Annotated in this window: 13 protein-coding genes; 10 read left to right on the plus strand and 3 right to left on the minus strand. The window is 70.8% G+C overall.

Annotation, left to right across the window (positions count from 1 at the left end):
• The first annotated feature begins 47 nt into the window (after positions 1-47).
• From NBY69_RS22990 to NBY69_RS23005, 4 genes are all read left to right on the plus strand, one after another.
• Complete coding sequence (locus NBY69_RS22990; RefSeq protein ID WP_250303627.1) at positions 48-800, plus strand: amino acid ABC transporter ATP-binding protein; 753 nt, start codon at positions 48-50, stop codon at positions 798-800.
• Positions 801-877: 77 nt separating this feature from the next.
• Positions 878-1,702 carry a DUF1684 domain-containing protein gene (locus NBY69_RS22995; protein WP_250303189.1) on the plus strand — a complete coding sequence of 275 codons (825 nt, stop codon included), beginning with the start codon at positions 878-880 and terminating at the stop codon, positions 1,700-1,702.
• A 190-nt stretch (positions 1,703-1,892) separates the two neighbouring features.
• Positions 1,893-2,792 carry a S1 family peptidase gene (locus NBY69_RS23000; protein WP_250303190.1) on the plus strand — a complete coding sequence of 300 codons (900 nt, stop codon included), beginning with the start codon at positions 1,893-1,895 and terminating at the stop codon, positions 2,790-2,792.
• Positions 2,793-2,914: 122 nt separating this feature from the next.
• Positions 2,915-3,394 carry a hypothetical protein gene (locus tag NBY69_RS23005; protein WP_250303191.1) on the plus strand — a complete coding sequence of 160 codons (480 nt, stop codon included), beginning with the start codon at positions 2,915-2,917 and terminating at the stop codon, positions 3,392-3,394.
• Positions 3,395-3,484: 90 nt separating this feature from the next.
• On the opposite strand, the gene NBY69_RS23010 is transcribed toward NBY69_RS23005, so the two are convergent.
• Entirely contained in the window at positions 3,485-4,369 is an 885-nt protein-coding gene (locus NBY69_RS23010) for a DUF4231 domain-containing protein (protein WP_250303192.1), read from the minus strand.
• Positions 4,370-4,787: 418 nt separating this feature from the next.
• On the opposite strand from NBY69_RS23010, the gene fxsB reads away from it, so the two are divergent.
• The 4 genes from fxsB to fxsT are packed head-to-tail and all read left to right on the plus strand — an operon-like array spanning position 4,788 to position 13,094.
• Positions 4,788-6,998 (plus strand): radical SAM/SPASM protein FxsBH, inactivated beta-hydroxylase extension form, encoded by a 2,211-nt coding sequence (fxsB, locus tag NBY69_RS23015; RefSeq protein WP_250303193.1) that lies wholly within the window; start codon positions 4,788-4,790, stop codon positions 6,996-6,998.
• Entirely contained in the window at positions 6,991-7,758 is a 768-nt protein-coding gene (locus NBY69_RS23020) for an aminoglycoside N(3)-acetyltransferase (protein WP_250303194.1), read from the plus strand. The genes fxsB and NBY69_RS23020 overlap by 8 nt, the downstream gene beginning before the upstream one ends.
• A gap of 43 nt (positions 7,759-7,801) precedes the next feature.
• Positions 7,802-9,163 carry an FxsC protein gene (fsxC, locus tag NBY69_RS23025; protein WP_308409500.1) on the plus strand — a complete coding sequence of 454 codons (1,362 nt, stop codon included), beginning with the start codon at positions 7,802-7,804 and terminating at the stop codon, positions 9,161-9,163.
• Positions 9,147-13,094, plus strand: coding sequence for an FxSxx-COOH system tetratricopeptide repeat protein (fxsT, locus tag NBY69_RS23030; protein ID WP_250303196.1), 3,948 nt, complete (start codon positions 9,147-9,149; stop codon positions 13,092-13,094). The genes fsxC and fxsT overlap by 17 nt, the downstream gene beginning before the upstream one ends.
• Positions 13,095-13,120: 26 nt before the next feature.
• On the opposite strand, the gene NBY69_RS23035 is transcribed toward fxsT, so the two are convergent.
• The gene (locus NBY69_RS23035; RefSeq protein ID WP_250303628.1) at positions 13,121-14,017 is read right to left on the minus strand and encodes an alpha/beta fold hydrolase; all 897 of its coding nucleotides are present in this window, start codon (positions 14,015-14,017) and stop codon (positions 13,121-13,123) included.
• 416 nt (positions 14,018-14,433) lie between these two features.
• On the minus strand, positions 14,434-15,465 hold the full coding sequence (locus NBY69_RS23040) for an ABC transporter permease (RefSeq protein WP_250303197.1): 1,032 nt from the start codon (positions 15,463-15,465) through the stop codon (positions 14,434-14,436).
• Between the two features lie 150 nt (positions 15,466-15,615).
• Between NBY69_RS23040 and NBY69_RS23045 the strand changes: the two genes are divergently transcribed.
• Both NBY69_RS23045 and NBY69_RS23050 read left to right on the plus strand, forming a co-directional pair.
• The gene (locus NBY69_RS23045; RefSeq protein WP_250303198.1) at positions 15,616-19,062 is read left to right on the plus strand and encodes a DNA polymerase III subunit alpha; all 3,447 of its coding nucleotides are present in this window, start codon (positions 15,616-15,618) and stop codon (positions 19,060-19,062) included.
• On the plus strand, positions 19,059-19,997 hold the full coding sequence (locus tag NBY69_RS23050; RefSeq protein ID WP_250303199.1) for a DNA polymerase thumb domain-containing protein: 939 nt from the start codon (positions 19,059-19,061) through the stop codon (positions 19,995-19,997). The genes NBY69_RS23045 and NBY69_RS23050 overlap by 4 nt, the downstream gene beginning before the upstream one ends.
• Positions 19,998-20,192: the final 195 nt, after the last annotated feature.

Raw genomic sequence — 20,192 nt, forward strand, 5'->3', positions numbered from 1 at the left:
CCGCCGCTTCCACAGCCGCCGGTCCCACCGGGGGCACGGCCTCCGCCATGGTGGAGATCCGTTCCGTGCACAAGAGCTTCGGCGCCCTGGAAGTACTGCGGGGCATCGACCTCACGGTCCGGGCGGGTGAGGTCACCGTCGTGCTCGGCCCGTCCGGTTCCGGGAAGTCCACCCTGCTGCGGACCATCAATCATCTGGAGAAGGTGGACAGCGGCTGGGTCAGCGTGGACGGCGTGCTGGTCGGCTACCGCCGCTCCGGCGACAGACTGTACGAACTGCGTGAGCGCGAGGTGCTCGAACAGCGCACCCGGATCGGCTTCGTCTTCCAGAACTTCCACCTCTTCCCCCATCTGACCGTGCTGGAGAACATCGTCGAAGCGCCGGTCGCGGCGCTCGGCAGGCCCAGGAGGGAGGCCGTCTCGGCGGGCGAGAAGCTGCTCGCCCGCGTCGGGCTCGCCGACAAGGCCACCGCGTACCCCGAGCAGCTCTCCGGCGGCCAGCAGCAGCGGGTCGCCATCGCCCGCGCGCTCGCCCTGGAGCCCCGGCTGCTCCTCTTCGACGAGCCCACCTCGGCTCTCGACCCCGAGCTGGTCGGTGAAGTCCTGGACGTCATCAAGGACTTGGCCGCGCGGGGCACCACGATGATCGTCGTGACGCATGAGATCGGCTTCGCCCGTGAGGTGGCCGACACGGTGGTGTTCATGGACGGGGGCCGGATCGTGGAGCAGGGCACACCGGCCGACGTGCTCGACCGTCCGGAGCACGAGCGCACCCGCGCGTTCCTCTCCAAGGTTCTGTGAAAGGGCTCCTGACCCACCGTTGATCCGTCCGGCTGTGCCGCCGGGGCGGGCCGGGCCGATATGGAAAGGTTGATCACATGACCACAAGAACGGGCAGTACGGGTGGCGCGGACAGTACGGGCGGCGCGGGCGATGACTGGGAGAACTGGCACGAAGGGCGTACCGAGACGGTCTCGGCGCCGTACGGTCCGCTCGCCCTCACCGGCACCCATTGGCTCGATGACGCACCGGAAGGACTAATTCCGGCCGTTGCGGGCCACTGGCGGGCGACCGACGAAGGGGTGGTGCTGACCGCCACGGCCGAGGACGGGCTGACCCTTGACGGGAAGCCGTTCACCGGCCGGGTCACGCTCCGGGCCGACCACACCCCGGCGGAGGACGCGCGCCTCGCGCAGGGGGAGCGGCGGCTGGTCGTGGTGCGACGGGAGGGGCTCTGGGCGGTGCGCGTCTGGGATCCGGGATCCGCGAACCGGCGGGCCTTCGCGGGCATCGAGGCCACCCCGTACGACGCGGACTGGGTGCTGCCCGGCCTCTACCGTCCGTACGGTGAGAGCCGCACCGTTCGGGTCCCCAACGCCGACGGCCGCGACCGGGGCCTCGGTCTCGCAGGTGAGCTCGCCTTCCACCTGGCGGGCGACGAGCACACCCTGCAGGTCGCCCAGGAGGAGGACGGCTCCCTGTGGGCCGTCTTCGCCGATGCGACGAGCGGAACGAGCAGCTACCGGTTCCGCTTCCTGCGGCCCTCCGCGCCCGCGGCCGACGGCGGGGTGACGGTCGACTTCAACCGTGCGCTGCTGCCGCCCTGCGCCTTCGCCGAACACTTCATCTGCCCCTTCCCGCCGCCCGGGAACACGCTTCCGATCGCGGTCGACGCGGGGGAGCGCGCGGCGCGCACCCGGTGATCCCCCACCACTCCGGGGTCCGTCGCGAGCCCGGCCGAAAGGCGCCCTTGCGCCGGATGGCCGGTTCGCGTTGTACTCCCGGCAGCGCTTGTCAGGAACACGACGGAAATCGAACCGTCGTGGCTCCTGCCTGTGTGTCATGGGCCCCCCACCCCGATGGGTCTGCGGATTCTCTTCTGGAGGAACTGACGTGACGATCAAGAACACCACCCCCCACAACGGCCCGGCGAGACGCGCCCGGCTGATCGCGGTCGCATCCGGCATGCTGGTCGCGGCAGCACTGACCATCCCCACCGCCCACGCCGACCAGGCCCCCACGTTCGACGCCCATCAGCTGACAGCGGCGGCCGACGCCGTGAACAGCGCGGATGTGGCGGGCACGGCCTGGTACGTCGACAAGTCGACCAACACCCTTGTCGTCACGGCGGACAGCACGGTGACCCAGGCCCAGATCTCCCGGATCAAGTCGCGGGCCGGAGCGAACGCGGGCGCGGTACGCGTCGAGCGCACCGCCGGCACGTTCAGCAAGCTCCTCAAGGGCGGTGACGCCATCTACACCTCGCAGTGGCGCTGCTCCGTCGGCTTCAACGTCCGCAGTGGCTCCACCTATTACTTCCTCACCGCAGGGCACTGCACCGAGGGTTCACCGGCCTGGTACACCAACTCCTCCGGCACCACGAGCATCGGCCCGACGGCCGGCACCAGTTTCCCCGGTAACGACTACGGCATCGTGAAGTACACCAACACGTCCGTCCCCCACGACGGCACGGTCGGCAGCCAGGACATCACCAGCGCGGGCAACGCGACGGTGGGCCAGACCGTGACCCGTACCGGCTCCACCAGTGGTACCCACAGCGGCAAGGTCACCGCGCTGAACGCCACCGTCAACTACGGCAACGGCGAGGTCGTGTCCGGGCTCATCCAGACGACGGTCTGCGCCGAGCCGGGTGACAGCGGCGGCCCGCTCTACTCGGGCTCCACGGCCCTGGGCCTCACCTCGGGCGGCAGCGGCGACTGCACCTCGGGCGGTACGACCTTCTTCCAGCCCGTCACCGAAGCGCTGAGCGCCTACGGAGTAAGCGTCTACTGACCCTCCGTCATCGCTACTGGTTCTGCTGGCAGTCGAGCCCCCGCCCGTGCGCACGGGCGGGGGCTCTTGCGTACTTTTGAGAGGATGTCGCAGGAGCGGGGGCTCACAGGAGGCGGGGGCTTATGAAGCGCATCGGAGTGACCGGACACCGCAACATCCCGCTGGAGGCCGCCGTCCATGTGCGGGACTCCCTGCACACCCTGTTCCGTGGTCAGACCGGCGCCCTGCGGGCCCTGTCCAGCCTGGCGGCCGGGGCCGATCAGCTCTTCGCGGGCATCGCTCTCGAACACGGCGCGGAGCTGACGGCGGTCATCCCCAGCGGCGACTACGAACTGGGCTTCGACGACACGGACGAACTCGCCCGCTACCACTGGCTCAGGGGCCGGGCGACCCAGGAGATCCGGATGGACTTCCCGCACTCCACGGACGACGCCTACTACGCGGCGGGCACCTACATCGCCGACAACTGCGACCAGCTGGTGGCCGTCTGGGACGGCAGGCCGGCCCGGGGCCTCGGCGGCACCGGCGACATCGTGAACTACGCCCTGAAAGTGGGCAAACCGGTGACGGTCATCTGGCGCGACGGCGTGGAGCGCGACTGAGCCGCGCCGCGCCGACGGGTCCGGATCGTCAACTCCTGCCGGGGTGGCGGTCCGGCTCGTCAGCTCCTGCCGGAGCGACGTTCCGGCTCGTCAACTCCCGTGCCGGGCAAGCCAGTCGGTGTACTGGGGTGAGACGACCCGCTCGGTCTCGTAGACCACGGACGACCACTGCTTCTCGGAGAGGCGGCTCTCCATCTCCAGGTGCAGCGCCTTGAGTTTCTCCTCCACCAGCGCATGGGCCGATATCAGCGGCTGGTGCCTGCGGAACTCGCTCCAGGCCACCCCCGAGGCCGCGGCGGCCGAGGCCACCGCGGCGACCTCGGTGTTCTCCGTGACCGACAGGGCGCGCAGTACGCAGAGGACCAGGGCGACCAGGGTGAGCAGCGCGAAGGCGCTGGACCAGAGCAGGGTGGCGAGCCGTGAGACCTCCTGCTTGCGCCGGTACCAGTTGCGCTGCTCGATCAGCCTGTCCCGTACGTAGGTCTCCTTGCGGACCTCGAACGACTTGGCCCGCAGCTCCCGCATCTGCCGGGTGATCAGGCTCGCGCCCGGTGGCTCCTGGTCCCAGCCCACGGTCCGCAGCTCCTGCAGCTGTTCCTCGACCCGTGTGGTGAACAGCGTGTCCACGTCGGGGGATTCGGCGTCGAAGGGTGCACCGTGGACGGCGTAGCGCCAGCACATCGACTTGATGAAGTCCGCTGCGGAGCGGTTGAGTTGCCACTGGGACTTGGCCTTGCGGCGGGAGGTGCTGAAAGTCAGCAGCAGTACTCCGGCGTACGCCAGCGCGCTCAGTACACCGACGGCCTGGAACCCGCCCCCGAGCTCCGCCCGCCAGGGGAGTGCGGCCACGGCGGCGCCCACCACCAGGAGGACGAGTTGAGCGCGGGTGGACCCGACGGCCTCTCCCTGTCTGGCGATGGCCTGGGCATCGGCGCTGTGGAACAACTCGGGCAGATCAGCATTCCGGAAGACCATGCTCCGTTCCGGACCGGGAAACCCCGTCACGTGAACCCCCGTCTGCGACTTCAGTCTTCACTCTTTAGATGGAATGGCGCATTCCATTTCACTGGAACACACTCTGTGCGACGTTCTTGTTGCGGCCGGTCGCGCTCAGTTGCCAGCAGTGTGCATGAGAGTAAAGTCGACCCGCCGACACTGCAACGGTGCAAGTCTCGGCATTCCTGTCCATGTCCAGAAAACATCCCTCAAGGGCGGCCTCATCATGTCCGTAACTTCAGCCTCCTCCGCCGCTGCCAAGAAGCCGCGTGTCCCTCTGGCCGAGATCGACGTTCGCGGTACCGAGGCTGTCAAGCAGCTCGGCCGGGTGCTCCCGACGTCAACCGGCCGTTCGATGCGGGCATCCACCTTCAATTCAGCGCTCTAGACTGGCGGAATGACAGGACCCCTGGTCCCATTCCGCGAGATCGTCCTCAAGGTTCACAGCAGATGCGATCTTGCCTGTGACCACTGTTATGTCTACGAACATGCTGATCAGAGCTGGCGTACTCGGCCGAAGGCGATCTCTGACCAGGCGATTCACTGGACGGCTCTGCGACTGGCGGAGCACGCCAGGACCCATGCCCTGCCCTCCGTGTCAGTGATCCTGCACGGAGGGGAGCCACTGCTGGCGGGTCCCGCACGACTGCGCCGTATCTGTGAGGAGCTCACCGGGGCCCTGGAAGGGACCGCCGAGCTCGACCTCCGGATCCACACCAACGGCCTTCAGCTCAGCCCCCGCTACCTGGATCTCTTCGATGAATTCCGGGTCCGGGTCGGCATCTCCCTCGACGGGGACCAGACGTCCAACGACCGGCACCGGCGCTTCGCCGACGGACGCAGCAGCCACCCCCTGGTGCTCCGGGCCGTGGAACTCCTGCGCCAGGAGCGGTACGCGCACCTCGACCTCGGCCTGCTCTGCACCATCGACGTGCTGAACGACCCCGTCGCCGTGTACGACGCGCTGACCGCCCTCGGTCCGCCACGCATCGACTTCCTGCTGCCGCACGCGACCTGGGACGCTCCTCCGCACCGGCCCGACGGTTCACCGACCGCCTACGCCGACTGGATCCTGGCGGCCTTCGACCGCTGGGACGGCCAGGGGCGGCAGATTCCGGTACGGCTCTTCGAGTCGGTCCTCTCCACGCTCAACGGCGGTCCGAGCCTCACCGAATCGCTCGGCCTCGCCCCCACCGACCTCGTCGTCGTGGAGACCGACGGCACCCTGGAACAGGTCGACTCGCTCAAGAGTGCCTACGAGGGCGCCGCGTTCACGGGATTCGACGTGTTCACCCACGCCTTCGACGAGGTCGCGGCGCACCCCGGGGTGCGCGCCAGACAGCTGGGCCTCGCGGGCGTCGGTGACAAGTGCCGCGCGTGCCCGGTCGTGCGCTCCTGCGGCGGCGGCCTCTACACCCACCGCTACCGCGCGGGCTCCTTCGACCAGGAGAGCGTCTACTGCGCCGACCTGGAGGCGCTGGTGCGCGGCATCGAGGCCCGTACCGCGGCCGCGACCACGTCCGCCGCGCTCACCGACCCGGAGGAGCTGACGGCCGGACAGCAGGAACTGACCCGCACCCTGCTGGCCACCCTGCACGCCGACCTGGACGGCCGGGGCGGCGAGGAGTGGGCGCGGGCCTGGGAGCTCGCCGGCGCCGTCGAGCAGCGCTCCGACGGGCTCGACACCGTGCTGGACCAGCCCTACGCCCGCAGTTGGCTCCTCGGCGCCCTGGACGCCGTGCAGGAGGGGCGTATCCGGCCCGCGGACATTGCCGGGCTGGCCGGATACGCCGCGGCCGGTGCGCTGCGCGGCGGCCTGGACCTGCCCGTCACCGTCGCCTACACCGACGGTTTGCTGCACCTGCCCACCTACGGCGCCCTGCGGCTGGCGGGCGCCGGGGAGAGCGGCCGTGCCGAGGTCCGCCGCGCCGAGAAGGGCTTCCTCGTACGGGGCGCGGGCGCCGAGCGGCGGATCGTCCGCCCGGAGGAGGAGACCGCCGACTGGCAGCCGCTGCGCAGGATCGACTGCGACGGCGCACCCGATCTGGTGCTGGACGACCTCGATCCGTACCGCGACTGCTTCGGTACGCCCGTCGGGCCGCGCCTCGGTCTGGCCGAGGCCGCCGACTGGAGCGCCCACTTCGCCCGTGCCTGGTCCGCGCTGCGGACGGCCGTCCCCGGGCGGGCCGCGGCAGCGGCGGACCGGCTCACCACGGTCACGCCGCTGATCGCCGGCGCGCCCAGGGCCGGACGGCACGGGTACGGGGCGCTGGGCGTCGCGGCGGCGGACCTCACCCCGCAGGCCCTGCTGCGCGCGGTGCGCCGGGCGGAACTGCGGGCGCTCCTCGAGGTCGCCGACCTCTACGCCGAGGACGGAGCCTGGCTCCACCGGGTGCCCTGGGCGCGGGATCCGCTGCCGGTCTCCGGGGTGCTGGCCGCGGCCCACGAAGGCGTCGCGCTCGCCGCGTACGGGAAAGACCGTGCGCGCACCCTGGCGCAGACCCGGCAGGCGCTGGAAGCTCTGGAGGGGGCGGCCGAACTGACCGTCAGCGGCAAGAGCCTGGTCGCCGCCCTGTGGGACGAGTGGGAAGAGGCGGCCCATGGCTGAAGGCGCCCGACTGGCCGGGGAGCTGAGCGTGCTCGGTGTGACGCGTGGGGCGACCCTGCTGGTGCACGCCTCGCTCGGCGGCACCGGGCTGCGGGCCCGGACGCTGCGGGACGCGTTGCTGGCCGTACTGGGCGAGGAGGGCACCCTGGTGGTCCCGGCCTTCACCCCGGAGAACTCCACGACGTCGACGGCCCACCTGCGCCAGGTGGAAGGGCTCGGCGCGAGCCGCAAGGCGGACTTCCTGGCCGCGATGCCGGCCTTCGATCCGACGCGCACACCGTGTCCCGGCATGGGCCGGCTGGCTGAATGTGTCCGGCTCTCCGAGGGCGCCGTTCGCAGCGATCATCCGCAGACCTCCTTCGCCGCGGTGGGCGCGCGCGCCCGGGAACTGGTAAAAGGCCATCCGGCCGATTGCCATCTGGGCGAGGAATCACCGCTGGGAAAGCTGTTCGAGGCCGATGCCCAGGAATTGATGATCAATGTGGGATTCGAGGTGTGCACCTCGTTCCACCTCGCCGAATACCGGATTCCGGATACCCCGCCGAAGACGTACCGCTGTGTGGTGAACGCCGGGGGGAAGCGTGCGTGGTTCACGTACGAGGACATCGCACTCGACGACAGTGATTTCGAACTGATCGGTGCGGACTTTCCCCGAACGGGGCTGCGGGAAGGGAAGCTGGGGAACGCGGCGGCAATGCTGTTCCCGATCAAGGACGCGGTGGGCCACGCGGTGAAGTGGATGACTGAAAAGCGGCGTTGATTGACCGAACGTCGACGGGGTGGAGCCTGTCCGCTCCGGAATGATGTCTTCATGGAGGACGGGGGGCGAGTTGGCAGCGTCGGAACAGCCGAGAGCGGCGAACCACAGGCCGTATTTTTTTCTCAGCTATGCGCATACGCCGAAGCACGGCGCGGTGGGTCCGGACCCGGACATGTGGGTCGAGCGTCTCTTCCGCGATCTCTGTGCCCATGTGATGGCCATGACGGACCTCCCGGCCGGAGCACCGGCGGGCTTCATCGACCGGGAGTTGCGGTCGGGTGAGGGCTGGTCGGAGCGGCTCGGTGAAGTCCTCGCCACCTGCCGGGTCTTCGTCCCGCTCTTCTCCCCGCGATATTTCGGCAGCGAGATGTGCGGGAAGGAGTGGTACGCCTTCGCGCAGCGCGCCATCCAGCACCAGGCCCGCAGCAACCGCACGGCGGAGGCGATAGTCCCCGCCCTCTGGGTTCCCGTCCCGCCCCATCAACTCCCGGGCCCCGCCGAGCGGTTGCAGTTCAATCACCGCGCCTTCGGGGACCGCTACGTGACGGACGGGCTCTACGGGCTGATCAAACTCCGGATATTCGCCGAGGAGTACGAGCGGGCCGTCTACGAACTGGCCAAACGGATCGTGAGCGTCGCCGACGCGTCGGCCGTCGGGCCCGGCCGCCCCGTCGACTACCGGGTCACCCCCAGCGCCTTCGGCCCGCCCAGCGGCGGACCGCGTCCCATGCAGCTGACCGTCGCCGCGCCCGCCCGCGACGACCTGCCCGATGGACGGCACCCCGAGTACTACGGGGACACCCCGCTGGACTGGAATCCTTACCACCCCGACTCCGCCCAGCCGCTGGCCAGACTGGCCGAGGACCTGGTGCGCTCGCTCAACTACCAGGCGACCGTGACCTCCTTCGACGAGGAGGTGCTCCATCTCGACGGGAAGCAGCCGCCGTCCCGTCCGGAGGTGCTGCTCGTCGACCGCTGGGCACTGCACGACGAGGAACGGCGCGAGCGGCTCGCCGCCTTCGACTCCGAGCACCGCCCCTGGGCGAGCGTGGTGGTCCCGTGGAACCGCGACGACCACCAGAGCAGAGCCTCCGAGGCGGAACTCACCGGACGGCTGGAGGACACCATGCCGTCCAAGATGCGCCAGGGGCGCGCGACCTCACGGGCCGCCGCCAAGGGCGTACCGAGCATGGAGGCCTTCGGGCAGATCCTGCCCCAGGTGGTGGAGGCCGCTGCCCAGCAGTACCTGAAACACGCCACGGTCTACCCGCCGGCCGGCGGCGGACACCACGAACGGCCCCGGCTCATCGGCCCGATGGCCACCGAGCAGGCCACCACCCGCTTCATACCCGGTACGCAGGACCACGCGCTCGATGCGGAGGACACGGATGACGGCAGGTCGTGACGGACGCATCGTCACCTTCTACTCGTACAAGGGAGGTACCGGCCGGACCATGGCCCTGGCCAACACGGCCTGGATCCTGGCCGCCAACGGCAAACGCGTCCTCGCGGTCGACTGGGACCTGGAAGCGCCCGGCCTCTACCGGTTCTTCCACCCCTTCCTCGACCCCTCCACACTCGGCGCCACCACCGGGATCATCGACCTGATCACCGAGTACGCCTGGGCCGCGACCAGTCCCGTACCGCGCCCCGACGACTGGCACCGCGGCTACGCGCGCATCCAGCAGCACGCGGTCTCGCTGACCCCGGAGACGCTCGGCTGGGAGTTCCCCGACGGCGGTACGCTCGACTTCGTCTCGGCCGGGCGGCAGAACCGCGAGTACTCCGCCACCGTCTCCACCTTCGACTGGGACAACTTCTACGACCGGCTCGGCGGCGGTCACTTCTTCGATGCCCTGCGCGACGACATGAAGGCCAACTACGACTACGTCCTCATCGACAGCCGCACCGGCCTGAGCGACATCGCCGACATCTGCACCGTCCATCTGCCGGACGCGCTCGTCGACTGCTTCACCCTCAGCGACCAGTCCATCGACGGAGCCGCCGCGGTGGCCCGCCAGATCGACAAGCACGACAGCGGCCGGGGCATCCAGATCCTGCCCGTCCCCATGCGGATCGATGAGGGCGAGAAGGAGAAGGCGGACGCCGGCCGGGCGCTGGCCAGGCTGCGGTTCGACGGGCTGCCGCGCGGACTCACCGGTGAGGAACTCACCGCCTACTGGGGCGCGGTCGAGATCCCGTACCGCCCCTACTACGCGTACGAGGAGACCCTGGCGACCTTCGGTGACGAGGCCGGGCTCAGCAACTCCCTGCTCTCCGCCTTCGAACGGCTCGCCGCTGTCGTCACCGACCAGCAGGTCACCTCGATGCCGCAGATCCCCGAGGAGACCAGGCTGCGCATCAGGGACGCCTTCACCCGCCGCCGCCCCGCGCTCCCCGCCGACCTGCTCCTCAGCTACGTGGCGGAGAACCGGATGTGGGCCGACTGGATCGAGTCGGTGCTCACCCGGGCCGGATTCCGGGTGGTGCCGCGCGATGTGTCGGCGGAGCCGGCACCCGGCAGTACGGGTGAGACCGCGACGGCCGAGGGCGCCGCCCGTACCGTCGTCGTGCTCTCCAGCGCCTACCTCAAGTCGGTCCGTGCCGTGGAGGTCTGGCGGCGTTCGGCGGCCGAGGACCCCTCGGGCACCCGGCGGCACCTGCTGCCGCTGCGGGTCGGTGACGTCCGGCTGACCACGCCGTACATCGACCGCAACCCGACCGACCTGTTCCGGCTCGACGAAGTGCACGCCACGGCCGCGCTGTTGCGGGCGGTGGACCGGCCCGTCCAGCTCACGGACGGGGTGGCACCGGGGCCGCGCTTCCCCGGGACCGTACCGAAGATCTGGAACGCACCGGCCCGCAACTCCGGCTTCACCGGCCGGTCCCTGGTGCTGGAGCGGATGCGTGACCAGCTCGGCGGCGGAATGGCCGTGGTGCTGCCACAGCCCCAGACGCTCTACGGACTCGGTGGCGTCGGCAAGACCCAGGTCGCTCTCGAATACGTGCACCGCTTCATGGCCGACTACGACCTGGTGTGGTGGATCTCCGCCGAACAGACCGACGACGTGGTGTCCGGTCTCGCCGAACTCGCCGTCCGGCTGGGCACCCAGGGCGCCGACGACATGGCGGCGGCCTCCCAGGAGGCCATCGATCTGCTGCGCCGCGGCGTGCCCACCGCACGCTGGCTGCTGGTCTTCGACAACGCCGACGATCCCGAGCAGCTCAAGCGGTTCTTCCCGCCGGGCGGCCCCGGCCACGTCCTGGTGACCTCGCGCAACCAGACGTGGTCGCAGTACGGGGACGCCCTGCCCGTCGACGTCTTCCTGCGGGAGGAGTCCGTCGAGCACCTCCAGCGCCGGGCGCCCGGACTCTCCGCCGTGGACGCCGCGAGGGTCGCGGAAGCGGTCGGCGACCTGCCGCTGGCGGTCGAGCAGGCAGCCGCCTGGATCGCGGAGACCGCCACCCCCGTCGACACCTACCTGGAGCAACTGGCGCAGGAGGCCGAGAGCGTCCTCGGGCTCAACCAGCCCGTCGGCTACCCCGAACCGGTGGCCGCCACCTGGAACGTGTCCATCGCCCGGCTCAAGGAACGCTCGCCCGCCGCGGTCCGGCTGCTCCAGCTCTGCGCCTTCTTCGCCCCCGAGCCGATCTCGGCGAAGCTGCTCTACAGCAAGGAGATGATCGACGCGCTCAAGCCGTACGACGCGACCCTCCAGGAGAAGCTGGTGCTCGGCCGGGTCATCCGGGAGATCGGCCGGTTCGCACTCGCCAAGGTGGACCAGGTGGGCGGCTCCATCCAGGTGCACCGGCTGGTGCAGGCCGTCATCAAGGCCCAGCTCACCCAGGAGGAGCAGAACGACGCACGGCACGCCGTCCACATGATCCTCGCGGGCGCCAGGCCCGACGGTGACGAGCCCATAGACAATCCGGACACCTGGCCCGACTTCGCCCCCATCTGGCCACACCTGGGGCCCTCGGAGGCCCGGCTCTGCAAGGACCCGGAGACCCGTCGGCTGATGATCGACCGGGTGCGCTACCTCTGGAAGCGCGGCGACTTCGCCACGGCACTGGCACTCGCGAACGACCTGCGCGAGGTCTGGCGCGAAGAGCTCGGCAGCAACGACCTCCAGTACCTCTACCTCCGCTTCCACCTCTCCAACATCCTTCGCTCGCGCGGCCGTTACGTGGAGGCCATGGAGCTGGACGAGGAGACCCTGCGACGCCAGCGCGAACAGCTCCCGGAGCTCGGCCCCTCGCATCCGCACACGTACATGACCACCAGCGCGCTGGCCATGGACCTCGGCGCGCTCGGCGAGTACAGCAGGGCCATGACGCTGGCCATCGAGGCGTACGAGGGGTTCAAGGAGATCTTCGACGAGTCCCACCCGAGGACCCTGGCGGCAGCCAACAACCTGGCGCTGAACCTGCGGATCGCGGGGCAGTACGCCCGCGCCCGGGAGATGGACCAGGACGTCTACGACCGGCGCACCGAGGTGCTCGGCCCCGAGCATCCGTACACCCTCTCCTCCGCCCAGAACCTGGCGCGCGACCTGCGCGAGGTCGGCAGGTACGAGGACTCCGTCGCGCTGCTCTCGCGTACCTACGAGATCTTCAAGGCGCAGCTGGGGAAGGCATTCCCCGGCACCCTCGCCGCGGCCAAGAGCCTCGCGGTCTCGCTGCGCAGGGCGGGCCGTCTGGAGGACGCGCGGCGGCTGACCACGGCCACCCGCGACCGGTACCGCCTCAAATACACCATGGCCAATCCCGACTGGCTGGCCTGCGACCTGAACTACGCGGCCGATCTGTTCGCGGCCGGGGACGCGGCGGGGGCGCGGGACGCCGCCCAGGCGGTGGTGGACCAGTACCTGCAGGGGCCGGGGGAGCGGCACCCGTACACCCTCACCGCCATGAACAACCTGGGCATCTACCAGTGGGCCAGCGGATCGCTGGACACCGCGGAGTCACTGCTCACCAGCACGATCACGACGATGGGCGAGGTGCTGAACGCCCGGCACCCGCACGTGCTGTTCGCGACGGTCAATCTCGCCAACGTCACGGCCGACCTGGGGGACGCGCACAAGGCGCTGGAGATCGAGCGCCGGGTCGTCACGGCGCTGCGCGAGGTCGTCGGCGCGCACCATCCGGAGACCCTGGCCTGTGCGTCCAACATGTCGGTGACGCTGGACGTGCTGGGCCGCAAGGAAGAGGCGCAGCTGTTGCGGACGGAGACCGTCTCCGAGCTGCAACGGCAGCTCGGGGACGACCACACCTATGTGGGGATCGCGAGCGACGCCCGGCGGTTCAACCGGGACCTGGAGCCGCTCGTCGTGTAGGGCCTCTCGGAGTACCTGGCAGTCCCTCAGGTGTCCAGCAGCCAGTTGAGGACGCGCGGGAGTGCGTGCAGGGCGTCGAAGTGCGCGGCGGCCGGTTCGAGTACGGCCGTCGCGCCCGGGATCTGCCCGGCCAGCCAGCGGGAGTGGCCCACCGGTGAGAAGACGTCCTTCACCCCGTGCCACAGCATGATCGGGCTGCGGATGCCGGCGGGGTCGAAGCCCCAGGGACGGGAGAAGGCAAGCGCGTCGTCGATCCAGCCGTACGGTGAAGTGCGCAGCGCCTCCTGGTAGTTGCGCAGCAGCATGGCCCGTACGCCCGCGTCGTTGACGACCCTGCGGTCCGAGTCGGTGAGATCGCTGAACAGCTGGTCGAGCAGGCGGACCGGGTTTCTTCTGATCTCCGCCGAGCGCGGGACGAGCCGGGCCACGAGAGCGTCCGGATCGTCCGAGGCGGACGTGTACTCCCGGACGTTGGACGCGGCCATGCCCTCGAACCAGTCGAGCCCCACCGCGTCCCGGGGCGCGAGCGTCACCAGGGCCGCGGCTCTGGTGACCCGGTCGGGCAGCAGGGCCGCGCAGGCGAGCGCGTGGGGCGCGCCGCCCGACCGTCCCACGACGGCGAACTTGTCGAGGCCCAGCGCGTCGGCTATCGCCCGGACGTCCTGGGCGACATCGGCGACACTGCGGCCCGGTAGCCGGTCGCTGCCTCCGTATCCGGGGCGGTCGAAGGCGATGAGCTGCATTCTGCGCTGGTAGAGCACCATGCCGCGGGGAGCGGGCCCGAGCCTGCTGCCCGGTGTGCCGTGCAGCAGGAACACCGGCCTGCCGCGCGGGTCGCCGAGGCGCTCCACTGTCAGATGTCGTCCGTCCGTCGCGCGTACCCGTCCACGCAGCGCCGATTCTTCTGTGCCGTATGCATGCATCGTGTGCACTGGCATCCCCCTTCGTTCCGATGATTACCCATCAGGGGGCCTCACCGGCACTCCCCAGGGGCAGGAAAGCCGGTCCGTGGGCGGAGTTTCGACCGGGCGGGCGCCGGAATTCGGTCCCGGTCGGATGCATAACGGACGATCTGGCGCTCATCTGCTGTGGATATACGGGAGTTCACGGCTTTTGTACCGATGAGGGACCGTGCGGGATCCCCGTTCGTGAAAGGAGTGCGGGTGCCGTGTCGTTGTCGTGTGCCCGTACGGAGACCGGCCACACAGGTGCACGGCGGTACGGTCACCGGGCTCGACGCCACCGTCAACTACGGCTGCCTTCGGGGCGTCGATCGGCTGACGTTCCGTACCCGCTCCACGGCCCGGCCCGTCCGCGTGACGGGCCGGGCCCGCGTGTCTCAGGCCCGCGGTGCTTCCCGGGCCTCGGGGACGGTGGGTGTCCTCCTGCGGAACACGGACAGGGCGAGCGTGATCACCGTGCCGGCCACCGCCCAGCCGGAGAGCACCAGCAGCGGTCCGGTGACGGAGTTGCCCTTGAAGTACGCCAGGGAGCGCGCCACCCAGGTACCGGCACCCGGTGGCAGCCAGGGGCCGATCGCGTGCCAGAAGGGCGGCAGCATCGGCAGCGGGAAGGCGCCACCCGCACTCGGGTTGCCCGCGATCACGATCAGCAGGACGGCCAGGCCGATCCCCACGATGCCGGTGAGCGCCTGCAGGGCGAGCGTGATCGCGCCCACCCCGAAGACGACCAGGGCGCCGAGGCCCCACAGACCCAGGACGCTGCCGGGCAGAGCGCCGAGCACCGGGCCGACGATGACCGCGCCGCCGAGCCCGCCCAGGACCGAGTAGAGCGCCATGCTCATCAGCCGGAGCGCCGCGCGCGTGCCGTTGGCGGCCCGGGAACCCGCGCTGATCGCCAGGATCGAGGCGCAGAGATAGCCGCCGACGCACCATCCGACGACCAGGTAGAAGGCGGAGAGGCCGTCGAAGTCCTGGGCGGAAGCGGGTGCCACGTCCACGGTCCGCACGGTGCGCCGCTGGGTCTTCTCCACCTCGGTGACCAGCCGGTCGAGGGCCGAGGACAGCACGGTCCCGCCGCCGGACGCGACCAGGAGAGTGTCCTTGGTGCCGGTGGGGCTGACGATCAGTACGCCGTCGAGATCGCGGTTCAGCATCTTCCGGCGGGCTTCGGCCGCGCTGCTGACCGTACGCGGGTCCAGCGGTCTGCCGGGGATCGCCCCGAGTCTGCTGACGAGCTGCGGGGCGACCTGTGCGGGAGCGACCACGCCGAACGGGACGTCCTTCGGCCTGGGGTTGTGCAGGGCCCCCACGTAGGACGCGATGAACAGCAGCTGCAGTACGAGCGTGCCGACGACCAGGAGGGCGGCCCGGGGAGTGACAGCGGTCTTCATCTCGTCGGCGAAAGTCATGGCCCCACGGTCCGGGAGGACCGGTGTTTACGCAGGTGGGGCGGGTCTGAATGGCTGACCCACGCGTAATCGTACGAACGTTCGAAATGGTCTATGGTGGTGAAGGGGAGGCGGTATCGGACTGGATCATCGGAGCAGGAGGTGTGGCGGATGCCCGGTTTCACGCACCTGCACACCGTCTCGGGTTTCTCCCTGCGGTACGGGGCCTCGCACCCGGAACGCCTCGCCGAGCGGGCTGTCGAACGGGGCATGGACGCCATCGCGCTGACCGACCGGGACACCCTCGCGGGCGCGGTCCGCTTCGCCAAGGCATGTGCCGGGGCCGGGGTGCGCCCGCTGTTCGGGGCGCGGCTCGCCATCGGTGAACGGGCCCGCGCGGAGGGCCCCACCCACCGGGCGCGCACCCCGGTGCGCGGCGGGGCGTTCGTCGACGAGTCGGTGCCCCGCGTGACCTTCCTCGCCCGTGACGGCGCGGCAGGCTGGGCCGCGCTGTGCCGGCTGATCACCGCCGCCCACGCGGGCGAAGGGCGGCCCCTGCTGCCCTGGGCCGGGAACCACGGCGAAGGGCTGGCCGTCCTGCTCGGCCCGGACTCGGACATCGGCCGGGCGCTCGCCGCGGGCCGCCCCGACCGGGCCGCCGTCCTGCTCGCGCCCTGGCGGGAGCTCTACGGCGACGCGCTCCGCCTCGAAGCCGTCCACCACGGACTGAGCGGTACCGGCCCCGGCTCGCTCAGGCTCGCCGCCCGCACCGTCGGCTTCGCCGCGGACCAGGGCGTACGGCCCGTGCTGAGCAACGCCGTCCGCTACGCCGACCCCGGCCAGGGCCCCGTCGCCGACGTCCTCGACGCCGCCCGCCGACTGGTGCCGGTCGATCCGCGCAAGGGGCTCGACAGCGGCGAGCGCTGGCTCAAGGGGACCGGCGAGATGCTGCGCGGCGCCGAACGGATCGTCGAGGCGGCGGGCTTCCGCAGGGACACCGCGCACCGGCTGCTGGACGAGACCCAGGCGCTGGCCGACTCGTGCGTCGTCGACCCCGAGGACGACCTCGGCATCCGCACCACCGTCCACTTCCCCGAACCGCACCTCGTCGGCGCCGCGCACCGCACCGCCCAGCGCGTCCTCGCCTCCCGCAGCGCCGCGGGCATGGTGCTGCGCGGTTACGACCGCAGACGCGCGTACTGGGAGCGGATGCACCACGAGCTGGACATCATCGCTTTCCACGGCCACGCCTCGTACTTCCTCACCGTCGCCCAGGTCGTGGACGACGTGAAGGCGATGGGCATCCGGGTCGCGGCCCGCGGCTCCGGCGCGGGCTCCCTCGTCAACCATCTGCTGGGCATCGCCAACGCGGACCCCGTCGAGCACGGACTGCTGATGGAGCGCTTCCTGTCCGAACGCCGGCTGGCGCTGCCCGACATCGACATCGACGTCGAGTCGGCCCGCAGGCTCGACGTCTACCGCGCGATCATCGACCGGTTCGGCGCCGAGCGGGTCGCCACCGTCGCCATGCCCGAGACCTACCGGGTGCGCCACGCGATACGGGACGTGGGCGCGGCCCTGTCCATGGACCCGGCGGAGACCGACCGGCTCGCCAAGGCCTTCCCGCACATCCGTGCCCGCGACGCCCGCGCCGCGCTGGCCGAACTGCCCGAACTGCGCGCCGTGGCGGCGGAGTCGCAACGGGAGGAGAAGAAGTACGGACGCCTGTGGGACCTGGTCGAGTCCCTGGACGCACTGCCGCGCGGGATTGCCATGCACCCGTGCGGGGTGCTGCTCTCCGACGCCTCGCTGCTACGGCGTACGCCGGTGATGCCGACCAGCGGCGAAGGGTTCCCCATGTCCCAGTTCGACAAGGAGGACGTGGAGGACCTCGGGCTGCTCAAGCTCGATGTGCTGGGGGTGCGGATGCAGTCCGCGATGGCGCACGCGGTCGGCGAGATCGGACGGGCCACGGGGGAGCGCCTCGACCTTGACGATCCCGCGCAGGTGCCCGCGGGCGACCCCGCGACGTACGAACTCATCCGCTCCACCGAGACGCTGGGCTGCTTCCAGATCGAATCGCCGGGCCAGCGCGATCTGGTGGGGCGGCTCCAGCCCGCCTCCTTCGACGATCTGGTCGTCGACATCTCGCTCTTCAGGCCGGGGCCCGTCGCCGCCGACATGGTGCGGCCCTTCATCGAGGCCCGGCACGGCCGCGCGCCCGTCCGCTACCCGCACCCCGATCTGGCCCCGGCGCTGAGCGGGACGTACGGGGTCGTCGTCTTCCACGAGCAGATCATCGAGATCCTGCGGATCATGACGGGCTGCGACCGCGGCGAGGCGGACCAGGCGCGCCGTCAGCTGTCCGACCCCGAGCGGCAGGGGCGGATCCGCGCCTGGTTCACGGAGACGACCGGACGGCGGGGCTACACGCCCGAAGTGACCGCGCGTACCTGGGAGATCGTCGAGGCCTTCGGCGCCTACGGCTTCTGCAAGGCCCACGCCGTCGCCTTCGCCGTGCCGACGTACCAGTCCGCCTGGCTGAAGGCGCACCACCCCGCGGCCTTCTACGCGGGACTGCTCACCCACGACCCCGGGATGTATCCGAAGCGGCTGCTGCTGGCGGACGCGCGGCGGCGCGGGGTTCCGGTGCTGCCGCTGGACGTGAACCGGTCCGCGGTCGCTCACCATATCGAACTGGTGTCCGGTAAATGGGGGGTGCGCCTCGCGCTCTCCGACGTCCACGGCATCAGCGAGGCCGAGACCGAACGGATCGCGGCCGGACAGCCCTACTCCTCGCTGCTGGACTTCTGGCAGCGCGCCCGACCGGGAAAACCGGTCGCGCAGCGGCTCGCCCAGGTCGGCGCGCTGGATGCGTTCGGCGCCAACCGCCGCGATCTGCTGCTGCACGTCTCCGAACTGCACGCGGGCCGGCGCGGCTCCGCGCACAGCGGTCAACTCGCCCTGGGCGAGGGGCGGAAGACGGCTCCGGCCGGTCTGCCCGACCTCAGCGACGCGGAACGCCTCAGCGCCGAACTGGGCGTCCTCGGCATGGACTCCTCCCGCCACCTGATGGAGGACCACTACGCCTTCCTGAAGGAGCTGGGCGTGCTCTCCGCCCAGCGGCTGCGCTCCGCCGGACACGGGCAGAGCGTCCTGGTCGCCGGAGCCAAGGCCGCCACCCAGACCCCGCCCGTACGCTCGGGGCGCCGGGTCATCTTCACCACCCTGGACGACGGCACGGGCCTGGTCGACCTGGCCTTCTTCGACGACAGCCATGACGCGTGCGCGCACACCGTCTTCCACTCCTGGCTGCTGCTGGTGCGCGGGGTGGTGCAGCGGCGTGGGCCGCGCAGCCTCAGCGTGGTCGGCTCGGCCGCCTGGAACCTGGCCGAGCTGGTGGAACTGCGGCGCACCGGCGGCCTCGAAGCGGTCGCCGGTGCGCTGGCCGCGCCCCCGCCGACGACCGGATCCGGGCAGTCCGCGGACGGTGACGGCCGCCGCATCCAGCTCTCCACCGGCTACGAGATGAACCCCTGGGCGGACCTCCGCCCCGCCGGTGACCAGACCGCCACCGGACGCAAGCTCTGGCACTCCAGCCCGGGGAGCGCGGGATGATCCTGTACGTACGGTTCGCACCCGAGGCCCTGCCGCTCGCCCTGACCGAGGACCTCACCCCGGTCGTCCAGGCGTTCCCGCCCGACGCCGTACTCCTCGATGTGCGCGGCGCGCAGCGGTACTTCGGGCGGAGCGCCACCGAACTCGCCGCGCTGCTGCGGGTACGGGCACTCGCGCACCACGGGCTCGGCTGCACGATCGGGATCGGCCCCAATCCGCTGCTGGCCACGATGGCCGCGCGTGAGGCGCGACCGGGGACGACCCTGGTGGCGGACGGCGCGCGGACGTTCCTCGCCGGCAAGCCGGTCGGCGCGCTTCCGGGCGTCGGGCCGAAGGCGGCCCGCACCCTCTGTTCGTACGGCCTCGACTCCATCGGCAGGGTCGCCGGCGCGCCCCTGGCCACCCTTCAGCGGATCGTCGGCGCGCGCGCCGGGCGTGAACTCCAGGAACGGGCACGCGGTATCGACCGCACCCGGGTCGTGCCGAACGCCGCGGCCCGCTCGGCCGCCGGGGAACGGACCTTCCCCCGCGACGAGCTGGACCGGGACCGGCAGCGCAGGGCCCTGCTCTCGCTCTCCGGGGAACTGGGCATCCGGATGCGCGGTGAGGGACAGGTGTGCCGCTCGCTGACCCTCACCGTGCGGTACGCCGACCGGTCCACCACCACCCGCAGCCGCACCCTGCGCGAGCCGACCGCACACTCGGCGGCGCTCACCGAGGCGGCGTACGCGATCCATGACGCGCTCGGTCTCCAGCGGGCCAGGGTGCGGGGGATCGGGCTGCGTGCCGAGGGGCTGACGCCGGTGGCGCACTCCGCCCATCAGCTGACGTTCGACCCTGCGGACGACAAGGCGCGCAGGATCGAGGCCGTCGCCGACCGGGCGCGGGCGAGGTTCGGTCCGGGCGCGATCGTGCCGGGGACACTCGCCGCCTGATCCGGTCCACCGGGCCGGACGGCGTATACCGTGGCCCGCGAAGATCAGCCCCTGATCCTCCATCAGTTCTTTACCGACGCGTAACTTCCCCCGCTACCTTACTCACGCGTAATTTGGCGTGAGCAGAACACTCTGGTGGTCCGGGCCGCAGGGCGAACAGCCGTCGCAACTCCCCTGAGTCTCAAGGAGAACACT

Source organism: Streptomyces sp. A 4/2, from assembly GCF_940670765.1.
Classification (GTDB): domain Bacteria; phylum Actinomycetota; class Actinomycetes; order Streptomycetales; family Streptomycetaceae; genus Streptomyces.